The sequence below is a fragment of the Exiguobacterium acetylicum genome (genome assembly GCF_019890935.1).
In the GTDB taxonomy this organism is placed as follows: domain Bacteria; phylum Bacillota; class Bacilli; order Exiguobacteriales; family Exiguobacteriaceae; genus Exiguobacterium_A; species Exiguobacterium_A abrahamii.
Map to the genome: position 1 here is coordinate 544,860 of NZ_CP082333.1, position 17,182 is coordinate 562,041.

The following is a 17,182-nucleotide window of genomic DNA, read 5'->3' on the forward strand; positions in this document are numbered from 1 at the left end:
AATTCTCATTGATCAAGGTCTATATCCTCAAGTCCAAGCGATTTCAAATAGTCATAAAGTAGGAATAAGGTCAACGCATGAGGGGAATACATTCGTAACGTCAATCGAACGGGATCACCACGTAAACGCATATTCGTAATACGGACACCTTTACGCTCAAGAGCAAGAACGATGTCTGTCGGATCAAGTCCAGAAGGAAGTAAAAGATGCGCAACGAGGACATTTGCTTCGAACCGACTATTGTTGATACGACCCATCATCCGAGTTAAGCCTTCCAGTAAGAGGAAGAGAAAGAGAACGAGAAAAATCGACTCCCAGATGAAACCTGCACCGACAGCGATCCCAATCCCACTTGCACTCCAAATAATAGCGGCAGTCGTCAGTCCGCTGACGATATCATGCGGTCGACGTAAGATGACACCAGCGCCAATAAAACCGATTCCGGTTATGATTTGGGCGACGAGACGCATCGGATCCATCTGAACATTCGTCGCCATGTCATGGTAGAGTAAGACCGATTTGATGGAAACGATGGTTAACAGACAACTGATCAGGGTAATTACGAGGCTAGTGCGTATACCAACCGGTTTATTTTTGATTTCACGCTCGAATCCGATGAAAATTCCAAGTGTGGCGGCTAATAGGAGTTTTAGGAGGTCTTCGAGCTGAAATATATGGATCCAGTTCATTCGTCTCAAATCCTTTCTTTACTTTAAAAGGTGATTTGTTATAATGACTTTTGTGTCTTTCGAATGAATATACGTAAGATGTAATAGATATACGAAAAAGGAAGTGTCTCATCATGAATCAGCAAAAAATCGGGTTCTTTGCGCTCGCTGCAATGGTCATCGGTTCCATGGTCGGTGGAGGAGCTTTTAACCTTCCTGGTGCAATGGCCCAAAGTGCAAGTGCAGGACCTATCCTCATTGGATGGAGTATTACGGGGATTGGGATGATCATGCTAGCGCTAGTATTCCAGCATCTCGCAAATAGTAAACCAGAGCTCGAAGGCGGCATCTATGCCTATGCGCGTGAAGGATTCGGACGTTTCGTCGGTTTTAACAGTGCTTGGGGATACTGGGTATCGGCGTGGATTGGAACGGTTGCGAATATCACGCTCGTGTTTAATGCGATTAGTTATTTCTTCCCGATTTTCGCAGCAGAAAATCGAATATTCCTCCTCTTCATGAGTGTAGTCGTCATTTGGGGATTGTTCTGGCTCGTCTCGAGCGGTATCAAGGAAGCGACACTCGTCAATTTGATTACAACGATCGCAAAGCTCGTCCCGATCTTGATTTTCATTCTTCTAGTAGGAATTGCCTTTAATATCAAAACGTTTAATTTGGATATTTGGGGAGAAGGAACAGAACTCGGTTCGATCTTTGATCAAGTAAAAGGAACGATGCTCGTCACGCTATGGGCGTTCGTCGGTATTGAGGGTGCTGTCGTCTTATCAAGCCGTGCCAAAAACCGAAGTGATGTCGGGAAAGCGACAGTAACAGGACTTGTTGGCGTGTTAGTCATCTATATCTTGATTTCCGTTTTATCACTCGGAGTGCTTAGTCAAGAACAACTAGCTGGATTAAAAGAACCGACGATGGCGTATGTATTAGAGGCAGCGATTGGACCAATCGGTGCGACGATCATCATGATCGGTTTGATTATCTCATTATCCGGTGCACTTCTCGGATGGACGATTCTCGCATCGGAGATTTCGTATCTCGTTGCAAAAGACGGCGCATTTCCGAAAGCATTCGCAAAAACGAACCGGAAAGGTGCTCCAGTCGGTGCGCTGTTGATTACACAAATCGCGACACAGGTCGTCGCTGGAATCGCGCTTTTCTCAGCGCAAACCTATCTTGTCCTGTCGAGTATCGCTGGGATTTGTGCGTTATTACCATATCTATTATCAGCGTTGTACAGCATACGGACATCGCGAGAAGAGCGCAATCAGAAAATGTTGCTTTTCTCTGTCATCGCATCTGCGTATTCGATTTGGCTCGTCTATGCGTCGGGTATCTGGTACATCGTCATCGCGGCATTAGTCTATGCTCCAGGGATTCTCGCGTATGCGTTAGCAGAGCGAGAACAGCAACGGACGGGCATGTCACGTTATGAGTGGATTGCCAGTATGATTCTCGTTGTCTTAGCGGGAGTAGCTGTTTACGGAATGGTTGTAGGAGAAATTCAATTGTAAGAAACGATATGCAAAAGAAGTCACGGTGATTATCATCCACCGTGACTTCTTTTTTTGATTAAGGTGTTAAGAATCTTTTTTCGACATCCTGTACAGATAGAGGTTCAGAGAAAATGAACCCTTGCATATGCTGACACGATGTCGTTTTTAGATAATCTAACGCGTGTTCTGTCTCAACACCTTCAGCGACAAGATTCAACTCTAAGTTGTGACCAAGTTGAATGATGGAATCGAGCAAGGCGTGGTCATTTGTCGCCAGACCATCAATGAATACTTTATCGATTTTTAATTCGTCGATTGGAAAAGCACTGAGATACTGCAAAGAAGAATAACCGGTACCGAAATCATCGATTGATAAACGGAAGCCGAGCGACTTGATGAGGTGCATGCGTTCGACCGTTCGTTGTGTCTGTAAGATCGCAATATTCTCTGTCATCTCCAGCGTAACGGAAGATGGTGAAACGAGTCGCTCCGTTACGATATGTTGCAGCGTTCGAATAAAGGAGTCACTTTGGAACTGATGCGGTGAGATATTGATTGCCATCGTCAGTTTAGGGTCAATCGTTTGTTGCCACTTCGCGAGCTGTGCACATGCTTCAATAATGACCCAGTTGTTGATTGGTGTGATCAGTGAAGCTTCTTCAGCGAGTGGGATGAATTCATCTGGTGGAATACTCCCGAGTGCTGTGTGATTCCAGCGTAATAACGCTTCGAAGCCTTTGACGGCTTGTGTCTGAAGTTCAATGATTGGTTGATAAGCAAGATATAGGGATTGATCTTCGAGTGCCGTGAAGAGGGAACGTTCGAGTTGGATTTTCCGTGTGAATTGTGTGTCCATCTCGTGTGTTAAGTACTGAATCGTTCCGGTACCAATTGATTTTCCTGCGTATAGAGCTGTTTCAGAGCGGCGATATAAATCTTCCAGTGTTTTGGCTTCCGACGGATAGACGGTGATCCCGAAAGTACAAGAAACAATCAATGAATGACCGTTGATATAATAAGGGCGCTGCAGTGCTTGTTGTAATTTTCGAGCATATTGGAAAAGCAGATTGCTCGACGGTGCAGGTAATAGAACACCGAATAAATCACTCGTCGGATGAAAAGCAAGTACACCTGTCGTATGTTGCAAAAGACGCGTTGCCATTGCTTGAAGTAGTTGATCACCGACATGTGTCCCAAACGAATCGTTGATGACTTTAAAACGATCAATATCGAACAAGATGAGCGCAATCGGGTCATGCGACGCGGCAGAACGGAATAATGCCTCGCCTTCGCGTAAAAATCCGCGTTTATTTAATAAGTGCGTCATCTCATGATGATGCACTAAAAAATCGAGTTCTTCTTCAAGCACTGTTGTTTCCGTAATATCGTTCCCAATGAACAGGTGCTGAAAACGAACGCCGTTCGCATCATAGATCGGAATGAGCGTCGCTTGGAGATGTTTTCGTTCGCCCGTTTGCGAAGTGAGGCTAAGGCGACCAGACCATGCTTTTCGTTCACGAAGTTGTGCACGAATCTCCGAAACGACGGAACTGGATGGATCTAGGATGAGTGACCAAGGCTGGTTGAGAAGCATCTCAGAGCAATAGCCTGTCACATCGATGAGTTGATCATTCACGTACGTGATCGTTCCTCGTGCATCGAAGACGGCGACAGAAGCAATCTGATCGAAGGCATGACGCAAATCCATCAATCCTTGGAAGAGTGGTTTCATATTCGTTTGTTGCTCAGCTGAAGGGATACAGCAAGCAAAAGCGGCAATGACAGTTCCTGTATCATCAAGTAAAGGAGACAAAAGGAGAGTTGACGTTACAGAAGTGCCCGTCTTATGCAATAAGGAGGCATTCGGTAATTGGACGGATTGACGGCGCTCCAAGAAGGCATGCCAAATCTGCTGGCTGAATGCCATGTCTTCCCGTTCAAGAAGTGGAACAGTCTGACCCACGACTTCTTGTTGTGTCCAGCCCCACTGGCTTTCGGCTAGTTCATTCCAAGAACGGATGGTCAAGTCAGTATTCAGGATGAAAGCGGGTAAAGGGAATTCTTGAATGACGACTTCATAGGAATCAATGGTCGAACGGTCCATTACGTGCGCACGCTCCTTTATATTGAAAAGAGATGACGGTTCACTTGTCTTGTCTTTTCCCAATATATTCAATTCTTACGCATTAGAATCCTTTCGCTCGGATACTTTTTAGATGAAGATTCTGTGAAAGAATCTGCTATAATAACATTGAAAGCGTTTTCTAAAGAGTTATGAGGGGGAATTTCGATGAATCAAACAGAGAAAATCATTCAACAGACAGAGCAGTTCGGAGCACATAACTACCATCCACTCCCAATCGTCATCTCAGAGGCGGAGGGTGTCTTCGTTACAGATCCTGAAGGACGTCGCTATATGGATATGCTGAGTGCCTATTCAGCCGTTAACCAAGGACATCGTCATCCAAAAATCATCGACGCTCTAAAACGACAAGCAGATAAGATCACGTTGACGTCACGTGCCTTTCACAATGATCAACTGGGCTTTTTCTATGAAAAAGTAGCACAATTGACGGGGAAAGATATGGTGTTACCAATGAATACGGGTGCGGAAGCGGTCGAGACAGCAGTAAAAGCAGCACGACGCTGGGCATATGAAGTCAAACAAATTCCAGGTGATGCTGAAATCATCGTTTGTGAAGGAAACTTCCATGGTCGGACGATGACAGCCGTCTCAATGTCGACGGAAGCAGAATACCAACGGGGATTTGGACCGCTTCTTCCTGGAATCAAGACGATTCCATATGGCGATCTTGATGCATTAAAACAGGCAATCACTGAAAATACAGCGGCATTCATCTTGGAACCGATTCAAGGCGAAGCAGGCATCTTAATTCCTTACGATGGTTTCTTGAAGGACGCGCAAGAAGTCTGTCGTGCGCAGAATGTTCTGCTCGTATCGGATGAGATTCAATCTGGACTCGGTCGTTCCGGTAAATGGTTTGCTTCTGATTGGGACGAGGTAACACCAGACATGTACATTCTTGGTAAAGCACTGGGTGGTGGTGTATTCCCAATCTCATGTGTTGCTGCGAATAAAGATGTCCTTTCTGTCTTTAATCCAGGTTCACACGGCTCGACGTTTGGTGGTAATCCACTTGCGTGTGCCGTCTCGATTGCTTCACTTGAAGTATTAGAAGACGAAAAGTTACCGGAACGTTCACTCGAACTCGGTACGTATTTCATGGAGAAACTAAAACAAATCAACAACCCGATGATTAAAGAAGTACGTGGTCGTGGATTGTTCATTGGTGTTGAACTCACAGAAGCAGCGCGACCATATTGCGAAGCGTTGAAAGAAAAAGGCTTACTCTGTAAAGAAACGCACGAGACAGTCATTCGCTTTGCACCACCGCTCGTCATTACAAAAGAAGAGTTGGATTGGGCGTTCGAACGGATTGAACAAGTATTAGGCGTTTCCGTCGCCCAATAAAAAGAATAGCTTTAGATTAAACAACAGTGGACAGGACGTTCACTGTTGTTTTTGTTTAGGTAAGTGTCGGTTTTGATACAGAAAACGTTTGAAAATCAGTGACAAGGGAACAGACAACTATCGCAAAAAAAACTTTTAAATGGGGGTAATGGTTATGTCAAACAACAGTGGTCTCAATAAAAAAGTAGATGGTCTCGTCGATAAAGTAGCAGGGAAAGCGAAAGAAGCGCTCGGGAAAGCAACAGGCGATAAATCAACAGAACGTGAAGGTAAAAAAGATCAAGTAAAAGGCGAGGCGAAGAAAACAGTCGGAAACGTCCAACAAAATTTCGAAGATACGAATCGCCGCTAAAACCGTTGAAATTAAATAGAAAAACCGGACTGGAGAATGACTCTAGTCCGGTTTTTAGCGTCTGCTATAATGAATTTTTATATCCATAAAAAAAGATAATAAATAATTTGTATAAAGGTCTAGTCATTTAGATATTTATGTGGAATAATAAAAAACGTAAAAGCGTTTACATTGTTCTGTCATTATCGTTTTATTCAGGAAAGGGTGAAAGGTATGTTGCAGTTTCTACAACGAATTGGTAAAGCCTTGATGCTACCAATCGCAGTATTACCGGCTGCGGGAATCGTGCTCCGGTTAGGTTCGGCGGATATGCTTGATATTCCGTTGATGGTAGCAGCAGGAGGGGCTATTTTTGATAACCTTCCACTGATTTTTGCCATTGGTGTCGCGATTGGTCTATCGATCGATGCGAGTGGGGCAGCGGGTCTTGCCGGGGCCATCGGGTATCTCGTCTTAAAGAATGGCGTCGACTCGATGAACAAGGATTATTCCAGCGCACAAATTCAGGCAAAGTATGATGCGATAGCGGCGATCGTCAATGATTCCTCGACCAAGGTCGACGGAGCGACACTTGGTTCGATCGCGAATCAGGCGACACTCGGTTCGACCGTTAATATGGCGGTATTTGGTGGAATCATCGCGGGTATCGTCGCAGGACTTCTATACAATCGGTTCTATAACATTAAGTTACCGGATTGGTTAGCATTCTTTGGTGGTCGTCGTTTCGTTCCAATCATTACATCAGCGGTCATGCTCGTACTTGCTTTCATCTTTGGTTATGTCTGGCCGTTCATCGAGCAAGGCATCAACGGTGCTGGTGAATGGATGGTTGGTCTTGGTGCAGGAGGCGCTGCTCTATTTGGATTCTTTAACCGTCTCTTGATTCCTGTCGGCTTACACCACGTCTTAAATAATATTTTCTGGTTCGTCTTCGGTTCATATGAAAAAGCAGATGGTACGGTCGCGAACGGTGACATCGCGCGCTTCTTCGCTGGAGATCCGACAGCTGGGATTTATCAAGCGGGCTTCTTCCCAATCATGATGTTCGCCTTACCGGCTGCAGCTTTTGCGATCGTCATGGCTGCGCGTAAGGAAAATCGAAAAGCAGTTGCTGGAGCGATGATTGGTCTTGGATTGACGTCCTTCTTGACAGGTATCACGGAACCAATCGAGTTCTCGTTTATGTTCTTATCACCTGTTTTATATGTCATTCATGCGGTTTTAACAGGTCTATCGATGGCCATCGTTAACTTACTCGGTATTTTACATGGCTTCTCCTTCTCGGCTGGTTTCATTGATTATGCCTTGAACTTCGGGATTGCCACAAAACCATTACTTCTCATCCCGGTTGGTCTCGCGTTCGCGGTCGTCTACTACTTCCTGTTCTACTTCATGATCACGAAATTTGATCTGAAGACACCAGGTCGTGAAGATGAATCGCTCGTCACAGACACGGGAGTCGTTTTGACAGATTCAGACGATAAATATGAGCAACAAGCAGCTCAAATTTTTGCCGGATTGAAAGGAACAGAAAATGTCACGTCGATTGACAATTGTGCGACACGTTTACGTCTTCAAGTCAAAGATCCAAACATCATTGACGAAGCAGCGATTAAAGCGGCTGGAGCAAAAGGTGTCATGAAGATGGGGGCGACTAGTGTTCAAATCATCATCGGCACGGACGTCGAGTTCGTTGCGGATGCGATGAAACGACAGAAGTAAAGAAAACGACCTTTCCTGAGCTCAGGAAAGGTCGTTTTGCTGTACGTTCGCAACAGCTGCTGTTTTGCTTGAGCGATAGATTGGATAAAAGATTCCGATCAAGATGATGACGATCCCGATCCATTGGGAACTCATCAGATGTTCTCCTAAAATTAAGACAGAACAGATGACTGCTGTCGGTAGTTCAGCCGCTCCAAGTAAAGAAACGCTTGCTGGGGAGAGATGAGGTGCGCCAGCAGCAAATAAGAGTGGTGGTAAAATCAACGCGAACAGACCGAGCGGAATCGCGTATAACAGAAGTCCATTTTCGAAGTTCGCAGACGACAAGAATGTCGTCGGTGGATACATCGTCATGACGAAAGCAAGACCACCTGTCATCATGTAAAAACTTTTCTTAATGACGGGTAAATGATTGGCGATGCGTCCACTAGCGAGTAGGAAAATCGAAAAACTGACAGCAGCTCCAAGACCGAATAATGTTCCACGCAGGTCGAGTGGGCTCGAGTAAGCCGCACTCGCAAGAATGGCTCCGCCAATCAGTAGAATCGCGGACAGGAAATGCGCGCGAGTAGGTAAGCGTCTGAATGCGAGAGCATCAATGATGACACCAATCCAAGTGAATTGGAATAAGAGAATGATCGCAACGGATGCGGATACGGTCTGAAGACTTTGGTAATAGAGATAACCGGTTGTACCGCTTGAAATACCAATCAGCATGAGAAGACCAGCTGTTTTGAGATCGAGACGAAGGTTTTTCGTAAATAAGGCAAGTCCGAAAATCATGAGCCAGCCGAAGAAAAATTGACTACCTGAAACGGCTGCTGAGTTGAATCCAGCGGCATAAGCGAGTTTGACGATTGTTGAGAGGACACCATAACTGATAGCGCCGATGAGAACGAATAAAGTGGCTTTTGAGCGATGCATGAATAATTTCCCTCCATTTTTAGTAAAAACCACACAAAAAAGGTTGCAACGGGGCCTTGTCCAGGTTTTTTGGACAGGGTTTGGTTGCAACCTGTGTGATTTATTGAGTTGATGTGTCGAGCAAACGATACAGCCGGGTTTTCGTTTGATTATACTGAACGGTCAGCGTATTCCACTTCTTTAATGACGCGGTAGCTTTCCGTGTTAAACGATTTAAATCCGCTGTTGACTCATCAATCTTAACGAAATCCGGTTTTTTCGTCAAGCGTGAAAGCACTTTCTTTTCAGCATCCATCGCTTGTCGATACGTTTTCGAGAACGTTTGAAACGTCTGCTGGCGTTCCTTGATGATTGCGACTAAGGCAGTTCCTTCTGTTTTTGCTTTACCATCAAGTTGCTTGACAGCATCCTGCAATTCTTCAAGATCAAGTTCAGCGTACGTTTCTTTACGTAACGTTTCTTCTTGTTTCAATAAAGCAAGCCGTTCGTCATTTAAGGCTTCTAATTCCTCTCGTTCATTTTGAGAGCGTTTGATTTCTTCAGCACCTGCATCAAGAACGGCTTGATACGTATTAACTGAAATTTCGTCCTTACGAGCACGTTGATCAGCTAGCGTGAATGCTTTCTCTTCACCTTTGACTTGTTGCTCTAGCTGTTCATGAAGAGAGGTTGGTGAATCGTTGGAACAGGCAGCGAGTCCAAAGCTCGACAGGAACAGTACTGCTACGAATGTTTTTTTCATCTGGATAGTAACTCCTTATAAATTCGAGTGTTGCGCGAAGTTGTACGGAATATGGAAATCTTCATCATAAATCGCGAATTGATAGCCTTTTTTCTGAAGTCCGGCAACAATGGCTGGAAGTGCTTTGATGGCTTGTGGTTGTTCATGTAAGAGAATGATTTCAAACGGACGCTCTGCTCGCCGAATGACTGTATTCGCAACTTCTTTTGCACTATCTTTGTAATACCAGTCCATTGAATCGATCGACCAGTCCCACACACGGAAGTCTGCTGAATGAATGGCAGATGCCATTTTTTTTGTGATGCCGGGATCAGAGCCATAAGGTGGTCGTGTCAAATGTGGTGTTAGCTTCGTTAACTCATGGATTTTCTTCTGAACACTTTGCATCTCTGAGACATACTTTCCTTTTTCGTACAATGTATCGTAATCGTGTGTTTCCCCGTGTAATCCGATATAGTGTCCAGCTTTAGCAGCAGCTTTGACTTCTTGTGGAAAAGCATCTACTTGTGTTCCGAGATAAAAGAAAGTGGCACGAGTCTGAAGTTGATCCAATGTTCGAAGTAAGTCCGGTGTTAATGCGGATGGACCATCCTCGAATGTTAAATAAGCGACTTTTTTCGTCACACCATTCCATTTTTCCACGCGTGCTTTTTCCATATTGACGACAGGCACTTCAGTAATGGATTTACCTGTCGTAATGGAATGTTGTTCAGGAGTAAAAACATATCGGTAAGCGACATATCCCCCAACTCCGAGAAAGACCAGTGTGAGAAGTAAGAAAAACCGAGGGAAAAACTTTCTTTTTTTTGTACGCGGTCGTGGACCGAGTTCGCTAGCGTGGCTTGAGGTAAATGGATCCATCGTTGTCTGTCGCTCCTTTTGTCAAAAATATCATATACAGATAATGTAACATTCTGACTGTTTCTTTTGTAACAAACAGATGACAAAAAGATGACGTAAAATCGATTTTTCTAAAAAATATTGATTTATTTAGAAAGAGTTTAAAAGAAATAAAAAAACAACCACTAAGTAAGTGATTGTTTCATGTATTATTTAGTGTTCTGTTACAGCACACTCATCGCATTCCGTTTGATAGGATTCACATTGTTCATCCATCTCTTTTCCGCAATGGGCACACGTCTTGACGGGAAGCTCACGATAGAATGCAGCAGATGCTTCTTGGTAAAGGGGTTGTTCCATGTGTTTTTCCTCCTTCAAAGTAAACGCAATGATTTTTTTTCTTGATTTTATTGTATTAGTACAGAAGTTGAATGTCAACTATTGTTTTATAACAGTGGATTCGTTTGAAGTATTGATAGAGGACAATGAAAATAAGACATGCTACGATATCTAAGTAATCTGATAATGATAAGGGGGATTTACACATGACACAGGCAACACTTGATACAATGCGTGTCTTAACAGAAAGACGTTCCGTTCGTCATTACGACGAAACGTTCAAGCTTTCAAAACAGGAAGTAGAAGAACTATTAGAGTGGACGACAGCCGCGCCGAGTGCTTGGAATTTGCAACACTGGCATTTCACGGTCTTTCATTCGGAAGAAGCGAAGCAGCAGCTTGCACCGATCGCATACAATCAGCCGGCTATCACTTCGGCTTCAGCAGTCATTGCGATCTTAGGTGATGTTCAAGCTAATCGAAACTATAATCCAGTGTACGGTCCAGCAGTGGAAGCAGGTGGCATGACAGAGGATCTGTTTGATTCGATCAAGGCACAGGTAGAAGGCGCTTATCAAAGTGAGGCGTATGGACGCGACGCGGCTATGTCGAATGCGAGCCTTGCTGCGATGCAATTGATGCTTGCGGCAGAAGCGCGTGGATTATCAACACTTGCAATGGGTGGATTTGATCATCAACGTTTTGCGGAAACGTTCATCACCGAGTCACGGTATGTACCAGTCATGCTGATTGCTGTCGGAAAAGCGGTTGAAGATGCGAAAAAACGTCCGGCACTACGTTTACCGATTGATCGAGTATCAACCTTCCTGTAAGTCATTCAAAATGGGGGAAGCGGGGTGGATTCCCCCATTTTAAATTTTTTTTATTTTTTTTTCAGAAAAAGACTTGTCAGCCTTTTAGTTTCTTGATATATTAATACATGTCCTAGCAAGTACATAACGTACTGCAAACATGATTCTGTAGCTCAGCTGGGAGAGCGCTACCTTGACAGGGTAGAGGTCGCTGGTTCGAGCCCAGTCAGAATCATACCGAAAGCCCGCTTCTCCTTTAAAGGAAAAGCGGGCTTTTTTTATTATTTCTTTATCTCATCCTCTGTGACCCATTTATGATTTTTCACCATCTCTCCACCGTCCGTCGGTTCATAGTTCACCATATAAACCGTCGTTTCTTTTACTTCGTCAATCGTCGCTTTAGCTCCATCCATACCCTTCATATGATCCGCTTTGACAGTCGTTTTATCACCAACTTGCAGTGGCTTAGTTGGAACGGGATCGAGTTCTTCCTGAATGACCCATTTATGATTTTTCACTATCTTTCCACCAGTAGTCGGTTTGTAACTAATCGCATAGACGACGGTATCATAAGCTCCCGCAATCGTTGCTTTAGCTCCGTTCATTCCATCCATATGATTCGTCGTCAACGTGACGTTGCTTCCTTTCGGATAAGTCGGATCACTGGCTTCCTTTAGACCAGACGGTATCTTTCCATCACTCGAATGCATCATATCTCCATGAGACATGTCGTGTGAGTCGCTATTGCTTCCTTCGTCATTTGAAGCGGATCCGCATGCACCGAGCCAAAGCGTAGAACTAAGAGCCAGTGCGGTTAACGTCAATGATTTTTTCATAATAAAACCCTCCTGAATTCACTAGTCTTTTTTACTATACCCAGCGTATGTGCAAATCGTGTGCAGATGAGGTGACAGTTTCGTTTGCCTGCGTCGATCGTGTTTTTTTTCGCTATACTAAAGTGAAGAGAAAGGGAGGAAATGTCATGCGTCGTATTTCATACTCGGTCGGAGGAATCGTGCTTGCGGCATTTTTAATTTGTGGCAGTGTGTTGTTTGGGACGTTGTATTATCAGTTGTCTCAAACACGAACGCAGGAAGTAGTGGACGGTTTACTGAACCGAGGAAATACCCATCGTGATGTCCTTGTCGATTCCTATGACCAAACGACGATGCGCCATGTCAGCATGATGGAAGCAGATTCATCGTTTACTGTAGTGATCACTGATGCAGATGGAAAACGACTCGAAGCGTCACGACCTTTGTCGAATGAGATGAAAAGTGTGCTAGAGCATACGGATTTCGATTACCGTCAACAAGGAAAAATCGTGAGGATGCGTGACTTTTTAATGACGGACAGTCCCATCACCATCGACGGGAAACATCAGGGTCATGTTTTCATGTTCGCTTCTAAAGCAATCGTGGATCACGTACTTAATCCGTTGAAACAGCAGTTTTTCCAAGTGGGTCTGCTCGCACTTTTATTAGCAGGTGCGGCAAGCATTTGGACGACCCGACTCATCTCTCGTCCGCTGGTTCAAATGGAAAAAGCGACGGCACGTCTATTAGATGGGGAAGATGGAGCGTTGCCGATTGATCGACAAGACGAACTGGGACAATTGGCGCGTTCGATTCAGCAATTAAAACAAGATCTCGATTTTTTGAATCGGGAACGATCCGAATTTTTAGCAAGCGTATCTCATGAACTACGAACACCATTGACATATATAAAGGGATACGCGGACATTCTCGAACGTCAAACGTTGACGCCGGATGAGCAACAACGCTACGTTACGATCATTCGAGAAGAAAGTCAGCAAATGAATGAATGGATTGAGCAATTATTTTGGTTAGCACGCATTGATGCCAATGCTTTTATGATGGAACGAAAACCTGTCGATGTCGAAGACTTGATTCATCAAGTGATACGATTGATGCGCCTGGATATCGAACAAGAAAATGTTTCGTTCGAGATAGAAGGTGAGCGAATAGAAGTGATGGGTGACGCTCAGCAGCTCCGCCAGATGATCGTGAATATCGTTGAAAATGCACGGCGACATACGTCGTCGGGAAAAATCATCGTTCGTTATGGTGTCAACGCAGTAGGGGCTTTCATTCAAATCGAAGATACAGGAGAAGGGATCGCTGCAGAATCTTTACCTCATGTAACGAAACGGCTCTACCGAACGGAAGCATCTCGTTCTCGAAAACATGGAGGAACTGGAATCGGACTCTCCATCGTTGAAGCAATTGCTCAGACACATGGAGCAGAATTGAACATTAAGAGTCAACTTGGACATGGAACACAAGTGACACTGCAGTGGAAGGAGAAATAAAATGCCGCATGTATTGATCGTAGATGATGAACCAAGGATGCTTGAACTGCTCAAACTGTATATTCAGCCGTATGGGTACACGTGTCAGCTTGTGGATTCTGCGCAACAAGCTCTTGATCTCTGCCGTCAGCACGTATTCGACCTGATTTTACTAGATGTCATGATGCCGGATATGGATGGCTGGACATGTTGTCGTCTCATTCGAGAACACTCTAACATCCCGATCTTAATGGTTACGGCGCGGAATCAACGGGAAGACATCATTCGGACACGAGAAGTAGGAGCGAATGATTACATATCAAAACCGATTCAAGAAGGGGAACTGATCGGACGGATGGAAGTTTTATTACAGCAACAGTACGATGGTCTATCCTATGACCGGGAAAGCTATCGTTGTAGTTACCTCCAACAAAAGATTTCGTTAACGAAAACGGAATTTGAGTTGTTAGGTGTATTTTTAGATTCTCCACGACGTGTTTGGACGCGCGATCAACTAACGACGATGTTATGGGGAGCGGAAGCGGCTGTAGACGAGCGGACGATCGACTCGCATATCAGACATTTAAGAGAAAAACTACGGGTTTGCGGTTTTCCGATTGAACAGCATCTGGAAACAGTTCGCGGAATCGGATACCGCTGGACACACCAATAAAGGGGAAATTCAAAACATGACGACACTCTATTTCGTACGGCACGCACATTCGACATACTCACCAGATGAGCGAGCACGTCCACTTTCCGATACAGGACAGGCAGATGCGATACGTTTACTTGAAACCTTTCAAGAAATTCCAATCGACAGATTTTACAGCAGCCCGTATCGACGGGCAATCGAGACGATCGCGCCACTCGCGGAGGCACGTCAACACCCAATCATTGAGGTAGAGGAACTACGAGAGCGATTACTAGCACCGGGAGAGCTTGACGATTTTCAAGGAGCGGTCACGTATGTATGGCAACATCCGAATGAAAATCCGTATGGAGGTGAAACGAACAACGAAGCGTCGCAACGCATTCGGCTATTCATCGACGAACTAGTGGAGAAGCATCCTGACGATACAGTCGTTCTTGGAACACACGGAAATATCATGGTGTTACTCTTAGAAACATTTGATCCGACGTTTGATTACGCATTTTGGAAATCCTTACCGATGCCAGCCGTATGTCGAATGGATGTGAAATCAGGAGAAAGGGCGGACATTCACGTCGTACCACTTTTGACAAATACAAAGTAAAAAAGAGACGGAACTGATGTGTGAATCAGTTTCCGTCTCTTTTGTAATTGGAGAAATCTTAAGGCGTAGGAACAGCACCTTCATGTTTTCGGATTAAGTCCGCTGTTAATTGACCGGACAAGGTGACCATTGGTACACCGCCGCCTGGATGTGTCGAGCCACCAACGAAATAAAGTCCTTCGTACAAGTCGCTCTTCGATGGAATCTTGAATCCACCATTTTTCTTCCGATCGGCTGCGACACCATAAATCGATCCACCGTTTGGACCGTATAATTCTTTCAAATCTTCTGGGGTAAAGCGATATTCAAACTCGATCGATTCCCGAAGCCCATGAAGTCCCATCCGCTCCAGTTTATCGAGAACGACTTCGCGGTACGCATCCCAGTCGACTTCACCTTTTTGAAGTGTTAGCGGTGGAACGTGTGTCAAGACGAATAAGTTATCCTTCCCTTCAGGAGCTTGGGAAGCGTCGGATTTTGAAGAGACACCGACATAAATTGTTGGATCCTCTGGAGGAGTACCTTCTTTGAACATTTGGGCGAATTCACGCTCTGGATTTTCAGAGAAAAAGAAATTATGATGCGCTAGCCCGCGATACTCACGATTTACACCGAGCAGTAGGACAAGACCTGAAACGGAAGGGGCGAACGACGCCTGTAATTTTTTAGCCTGCTTCCGGGCTTTTTTCTCCGGTACGATCCGTTCATAAGTCGGGATGACCTCAAGGTTTGAGACGACGATGTCAGCCGCATGAAATGTTCCGTTCGATAGGACGCCAACCGCTTTTTTATTTTCAAGGACGATTTGTTCAACAGGTGAGTTGAGATGAACCGTGACACGGAGCTCATCAAGTAATCGTTTCATAGCCCGCGCGATTTGGTACATCCCACCTTTGACATAATAGATGCCGAGTCCCATTTGAACATAAATCATTTGATTGAAAACAGCAGGTGCCTGATACGGGTTAGAACCGACATACATGACCATATAGTTGAACAGCTGTTCGAGATACGGATCATTGAGATGTTTTTTTGTTCCGGTCGCAACGGTATTCATCGGGTCCATCTTTAATAAATCTGACATCGTATGGTATTTTTTTAAGTCCTTTAAATCTTCAAGGCTGTATTTATAAAAACTGTCGAGGCACAAGTCGTACATTTGTTTGGAGTACCGGAACAATTCAACGAAATCCGCTCGTGACGAGACGTGTTCGACTTCTTCGAGCATTCCAGGTAAGTCACCTTTGACATCGATTTTTGTTCCATCCTCAAAGAATGTACGCCATTGCGGTTCAATGCGCTCGATTTCTAAGTAATCATCCAAGTTACGATGAACGCTTGAGAAGAGTTGTTCGAGTACCCAAGGCATCGTTAAGATGGAAGGACCGGTATCGAAAGTAAATCCCTTCCCACTCCGTTGATTCAGTTTCCCTCCGACGTTCGCATTCTTTTCAAGCATCGTGACTGCATAACCATCTCCAGCTAAACGAATGGCGGCAGACATACCGGCAAGACCAGCTCCAATGACAATTGCGCGTTTCTTCAAATGAATCACTTCTCCTTTAGTAGATGAATGGAATCAATCGTTTTCGTTTTGCAGCCCATACCGTATAGGCGGGTCCAAAACCTTTCGTTAACATCGCTTCCTCGATTCGAATCCGGTAGAGCAAGAAAATGAACATCAGAAGTCCAGAGAGAATGAAGAGTCCGGACTGACCGGTGAACAGGGGGAAGCTCATCGTAATCAACAACAATCCACTGTATAACGGGTGACGTAAAAAACGATAGGGACCGCTACTGACGAGCTGATCACCAGACGCCACAACGACATGACGAGTGAACTGTTGCTTTAAGTGGAGAATTCCCCATAAGCGCAAGGAAACACCACACCATAACAAAATGCATGAAGAGATGCGCATGACAGAAGAAACGGTTTCATTCGCAAAGAGGAAAGCGCAGACGATCGTTCCGCTTAGGACAAGGAAAATCAAATAAAAACTCACTTGTTCTGCTGCGCCTGACTTAGACTCGGAGCGATTCCGAAAACGAATCATCTCACCAATCCAGCAGATGCTACCAATACTGAAAATCCATTCCCAAAGTGACACGTACGCTACTCCTTTCTACATCAGAACCATGTTTCGAAAACGCATACATCGTTATTTACCCATTGTAATTCGTCCTTAAGCTACATTTAGAAAACTTCAGAAAT

General features: G+C 44.7%; 17 protein-coding genes and 1 tRNA gene. 9 read left to right on the forward strand and 9 right to left on the reverse strand.

Annotated elements, in window-relative coordinates; genetic code table 11:
• Positions 1-5 precede the first annotated feature (5 nt).
• Complete coding sequence (locus K7G97_RS02835; protein WP_223041329.1) at positions 6-689, reverse strand: MgtC/SapB family protein; 684 nt, start codon at positions 687-689, stop codon at positions 6-8.
• Between the two features lie 110 nt (positions 690-799).
• Between K7G97_RS02835 and K7G97_RS02840 the strand changes: the two genes are divergently transcribed.
• Complete coding sequence (locus tag K7G97_RS02840) at positions 800-2,197, forward strand: basic amino acid/polyamine antiporter (RefSeq protein WP_223041973.1); 1,398 nt, start codon at positions 800-802, stop codon at positions 2,195-2,197.
• Between the two features lie 58 nt (positions 2,198-2,255).
• On the opposite strand, the gene K7G97_RS02845 is transcribed toward K7G97_RS02840, so the two are convergent.
• Positions 2,256-4,283, reverse strand: coding sequence for a putative bifunctional diguanylate cyclase/phosphodiesterase (locus K7G97_RS02845; protein WP_223041330.1), 2,028 nt, complete (start codon positions 4,281-4,283; stop codon positions 2,256-2,258).
• A 186-nt stretch (positions 4,284-4,469) separates the two neighbouring features.
• Here K7G97_RS02845 and K7G97_RS02850 point away from each other — a divergent pair, with 186 nt between their 5' ends.
• The 3 genes from K7G97_RS02850 to nagE all read left to right on the forward strand — a co-directional run bounded on the left by K7G97_RS02850 (position 4,470) and on the right by nagE (position 7,746).
• On the forward strand, positions 4,470-5,672 hold the full coding sequence (locus K7G97_RS02850) for an ornithine--oxo-acid transaminase (RefSeq protein ID WP_223041331.1): 1,203 nt from the start codon (positions 4,470-4,472) through the stop codon (positions 5,670-5,672).
• A 154-nt stretch (positions 5,673-5,826) separates the two neighbouring features.
• Positions 5,827-6,024, forward strand: a complete 198-nt coding sequence (locus K7G97_RS02855) for a CsbD family protein (RefSeq protein ID WP_023467139.1) — start codon at positions 5,827-5,829, stop codon at positions 6,022-6,024.
• Between the two features lie 213 nt (positions 6,025-6,237).
• Entirely contained in the window at positions 6,238-7,746 is a 1,509-nt protein-coding gene (nagE, locus tag K7G97_RS02860) for an N-acetylglucosamine-specific PTS transporter subunit IIBC (RefSeq protein ID WP_195865870.1), read from the forward strand.
• Positions 7,747-7,767: 21 nt separating this feature from the next.
• Here the strand turns inward: nagE and K7G97_RS02865 are convergent, their stop codons facing one another.
• The 4 genes from K7G97_RS02865 to yhfH all read right to left on the reverse strand — a co-directional run bounded on the left by K7G97_RS02865 (position 7,768) and on the right by yhfH (position 10,612).
• Complete coding sequence (locus tag K7G97_RS02865; protein ID WP_223041332.1) at positions 7,768-8,670, reverse strand: EamA family transporter; 903 nt, start codon at positions 8,668-8,670, stop codon at positions 7,768-7,770.
• A 100-nt stretch (positions 8,671-8,770) separates the two neighbouring features.
• Positions 8,771-9,412: a YkyA family protein gene (locus tag K7G97_RS02870; RefSeq protein ID WP_223041333.1), complete on the reverse strand. Its 642-nt coding sequence runs from the start codon at positions 9,410-9,412 to the stop codon at positions 8,771-8,773.
• A gap of 15 nt (positions 9,413-9,427) precedes the next feature.
• Positions 9,428-10,054: a polysaccharide deacetylase family protein gene (locus K7G97_RS02875; RefSeq protein WP_235515858.1), complete on the reverse strand. Its 627-nt coding sequence runs from the start codon at positions 10,052-10,054 to the stop codon at positions 9,428-9,430.
• A 411-nt stretch (positions 10,055-10,465) separates the two neighbouring features.
• A complete protein-coding gene (yhfH, locus tag K7G97_RS02880; protein WP_064505459.1) occupies positions 10,466-10,612 on the reverse strand; it encodes a protein YhfH in 147 nt (48 codons plus the stop codon).
• Between the two features lie 185 nt (positions 10,613-10,797).
• Between yhfH and K7G97_RS02885 the strand changes: the two genes are divergently transcribed.
• A complete protein-coding gene (locus tag K7G97_RS02885) occupies positions 10,798-11,424 on the forward strand; it encodes a nitroreductase family protein (RefSeq protein ID WP_035398905.1) in 627 nt (208 codons plus the stop codon).
• 141 nt (positions 11,425-11,565) lie between these two features.
• Positions 11,566-11,638 (forward strand) — tRNA-Val (locus tag K7G97_RS02890).
• Between the two features lie 46 nt (positions 11,639-11,684).
• Here the strand turns inward: K7G97_RS02890 and K7G97_RS02895 are convergent.
• Positions 11,685-12,239 carry a YdhK family protein gene (locus tag K7G97_RS02895; RefSeq protein WP_223041335.1) on the reverse strand — a complete coding sequence of 185 codons (555 nt, stop codon included), beginning with the start codon at positions 12,237-12,239 and terminating at the stop codon, positions 11,685-11,687.
• Between the two features lie 146 nt (positions 12,240-12,385).
• Here K7G97_RS02895 and K7G97_RS02900 point away from each other — a divergent pair, with 146 nt between their 5' ends.
• The 3 genes from K7G97_RS02900 to K7G97_RS02910 are packed head-to-tail and all read left to right on the forward strand — an operon-like array spanning position 12,386 to position 14,970.
• Entirely contained in the window at positions 12,386-13,735 is a 1,350-nt protein-coding gene (locus tag K7G97_RS02900) for a HAMP domain-containing sensor histidine kinase (RefSeq protein ID WP_223041336.1), read from the forward strand.
• A 1-nt stretch (position 13,736) separates the two neighbouring features.
• Positions 13,737-14,387: a response regulator transcription factor gene (locus tag K7G97_RS02905; protein ID WP_195865876.1), complete on the forward strand. Its 651-nt coding sequence runs from the start codon at positions 13,737-13,739 to the stop codon at positions 14,385-14,387.
• A 16-nt stretch (positions 14,388-14,403) separates the two neighbouring features.
• Positions 14,404-14,970 carry a histidine phosphatase family protein gene (locus K7G97_RS02910; protein ID WP_223041337.1) on the forward strand — a complete coding sequence of 189 codons (567 nt, stop codon included), beginning with the start codon at positions 14,404-14,406 and terminating at the stop codon, positions 14,968-14,970.
• A gap of 58 nt (positions 14,971-15,028) precedes the next feature.
• Here K7G97_RS02910 and K7G97_RS02915 read toward each other — a convergent pair whose 3' ends face one another.
• Positions 15,029-16,516 (reverse strand): phytoene desaturase family protein, encoded by a 1,488-nt coding sequence (locus K7G97_RS02915; RefSeq protein WP_023467150.1) that lies wholly within the window; start codon positions 16,514-16,516, stop codon positions 15,029-15,031.
• Positions 16,517-16,532: 16 nt separating this feature from the next.
• Positions 16,533-17,078: a methyltransferase family protein gene (locus K7G97_RS02920; RefSeq protein ID WP_058703732.1), complete on the reverse strand. Its 546-nt coding sequence runs from the start codon at positions 17,076-17,078 to the stop codon at positions 16,533-16,535.
• Between the last annotated feature and the right edge of the window lie 104 nt (positions 17,079-17,182).

Coding starts and splice junctions, on each gene's coding strand:
- K7G97_RS02835 (WP_223041329.1), bottom strand. CDS start 689: ATGAACTGGATCCATATATTTCAGCTCGAAGACCTCCTAAAACTCCTA.
- K7G97_RS02845 (WP_223041330.1), bottom strand. CDS start 4,283: ATGGACCGTTCGACCATTGATTCCTATGAAGTCGTCATTCAAGAATTC.
- K7G97_RS02850 (WP_223041331.1), top strand. CDS start 4,470: ATGAATCAAACAGAGAAAATCATTCAACAGACAGAGCAGTTCGGAGCA.
- K7G97_RS02855 (WP_023467139.1), top strand. CDS start 5,827: ATGTCAAACAACAGTGGTCTCAATAAAAAAGTAGATGGTCTCGTCGAT.
- nagE (WP_195865870.1), top strand. CDS start 6,238: ATGTTGCAGTTTCTACAACGAATTGGTAAAGCCTTGATGCTACCAATC.
- K7G97_RS02865 (WP_223041332.1), bottom strand. CDS start 8,670: ATGCATCGCTCAAAAGCCACTTTATTCGTTCTCATCGGCGCTATCAGT.
- K7G97_RS02870 (WP_223041333.1), bottom strand. CDS start 9,412: ATGAAAAAAACATTCGTAGCAGTACTGTTCCTGTCGAGCTTTGGACTC.
- yhfH (WP_064505459.1), bottom strand. CDS start 10,612: ATGGAACAACCCCTTTACCAAGAAGCATCTGCTGCATTCTATCGTGAG.
- K7G97_RS02885 (WP_035398905.1), top strand. CDS start 10,798: ATGACACAGGCAACACTTGATACAATGCGTGTCTTAACAGAAAGACGT.
- K7G97_RS02895 (WP_223041335.1), bottom strand. CDS start 12,239: ATGAAAAAATCATTGACGTTAACCGCACTGGCTCTTAGTTCTACGCTT.
- K7G97_RS02900 (WP_223041336.1), top strand. CDS start 12,386: ATGCGTCGTATTTCATACTCGGTCGGAGGAATCGTGCTTGCGGCATTT.
- K7G97_RS02905 (WP_195865876.1), top strand. CDS start 13,737: ATGCCGCATGTATTGATCGTAGATGATGAACCAAGGATGCTTGAACTG.
- K7G97_RS02910 (WP_223041337.1), top strand. CDS start 14,404: ATGACGACACTCTATTTCGTACGGCACGCACATTCGACATACTCACCA.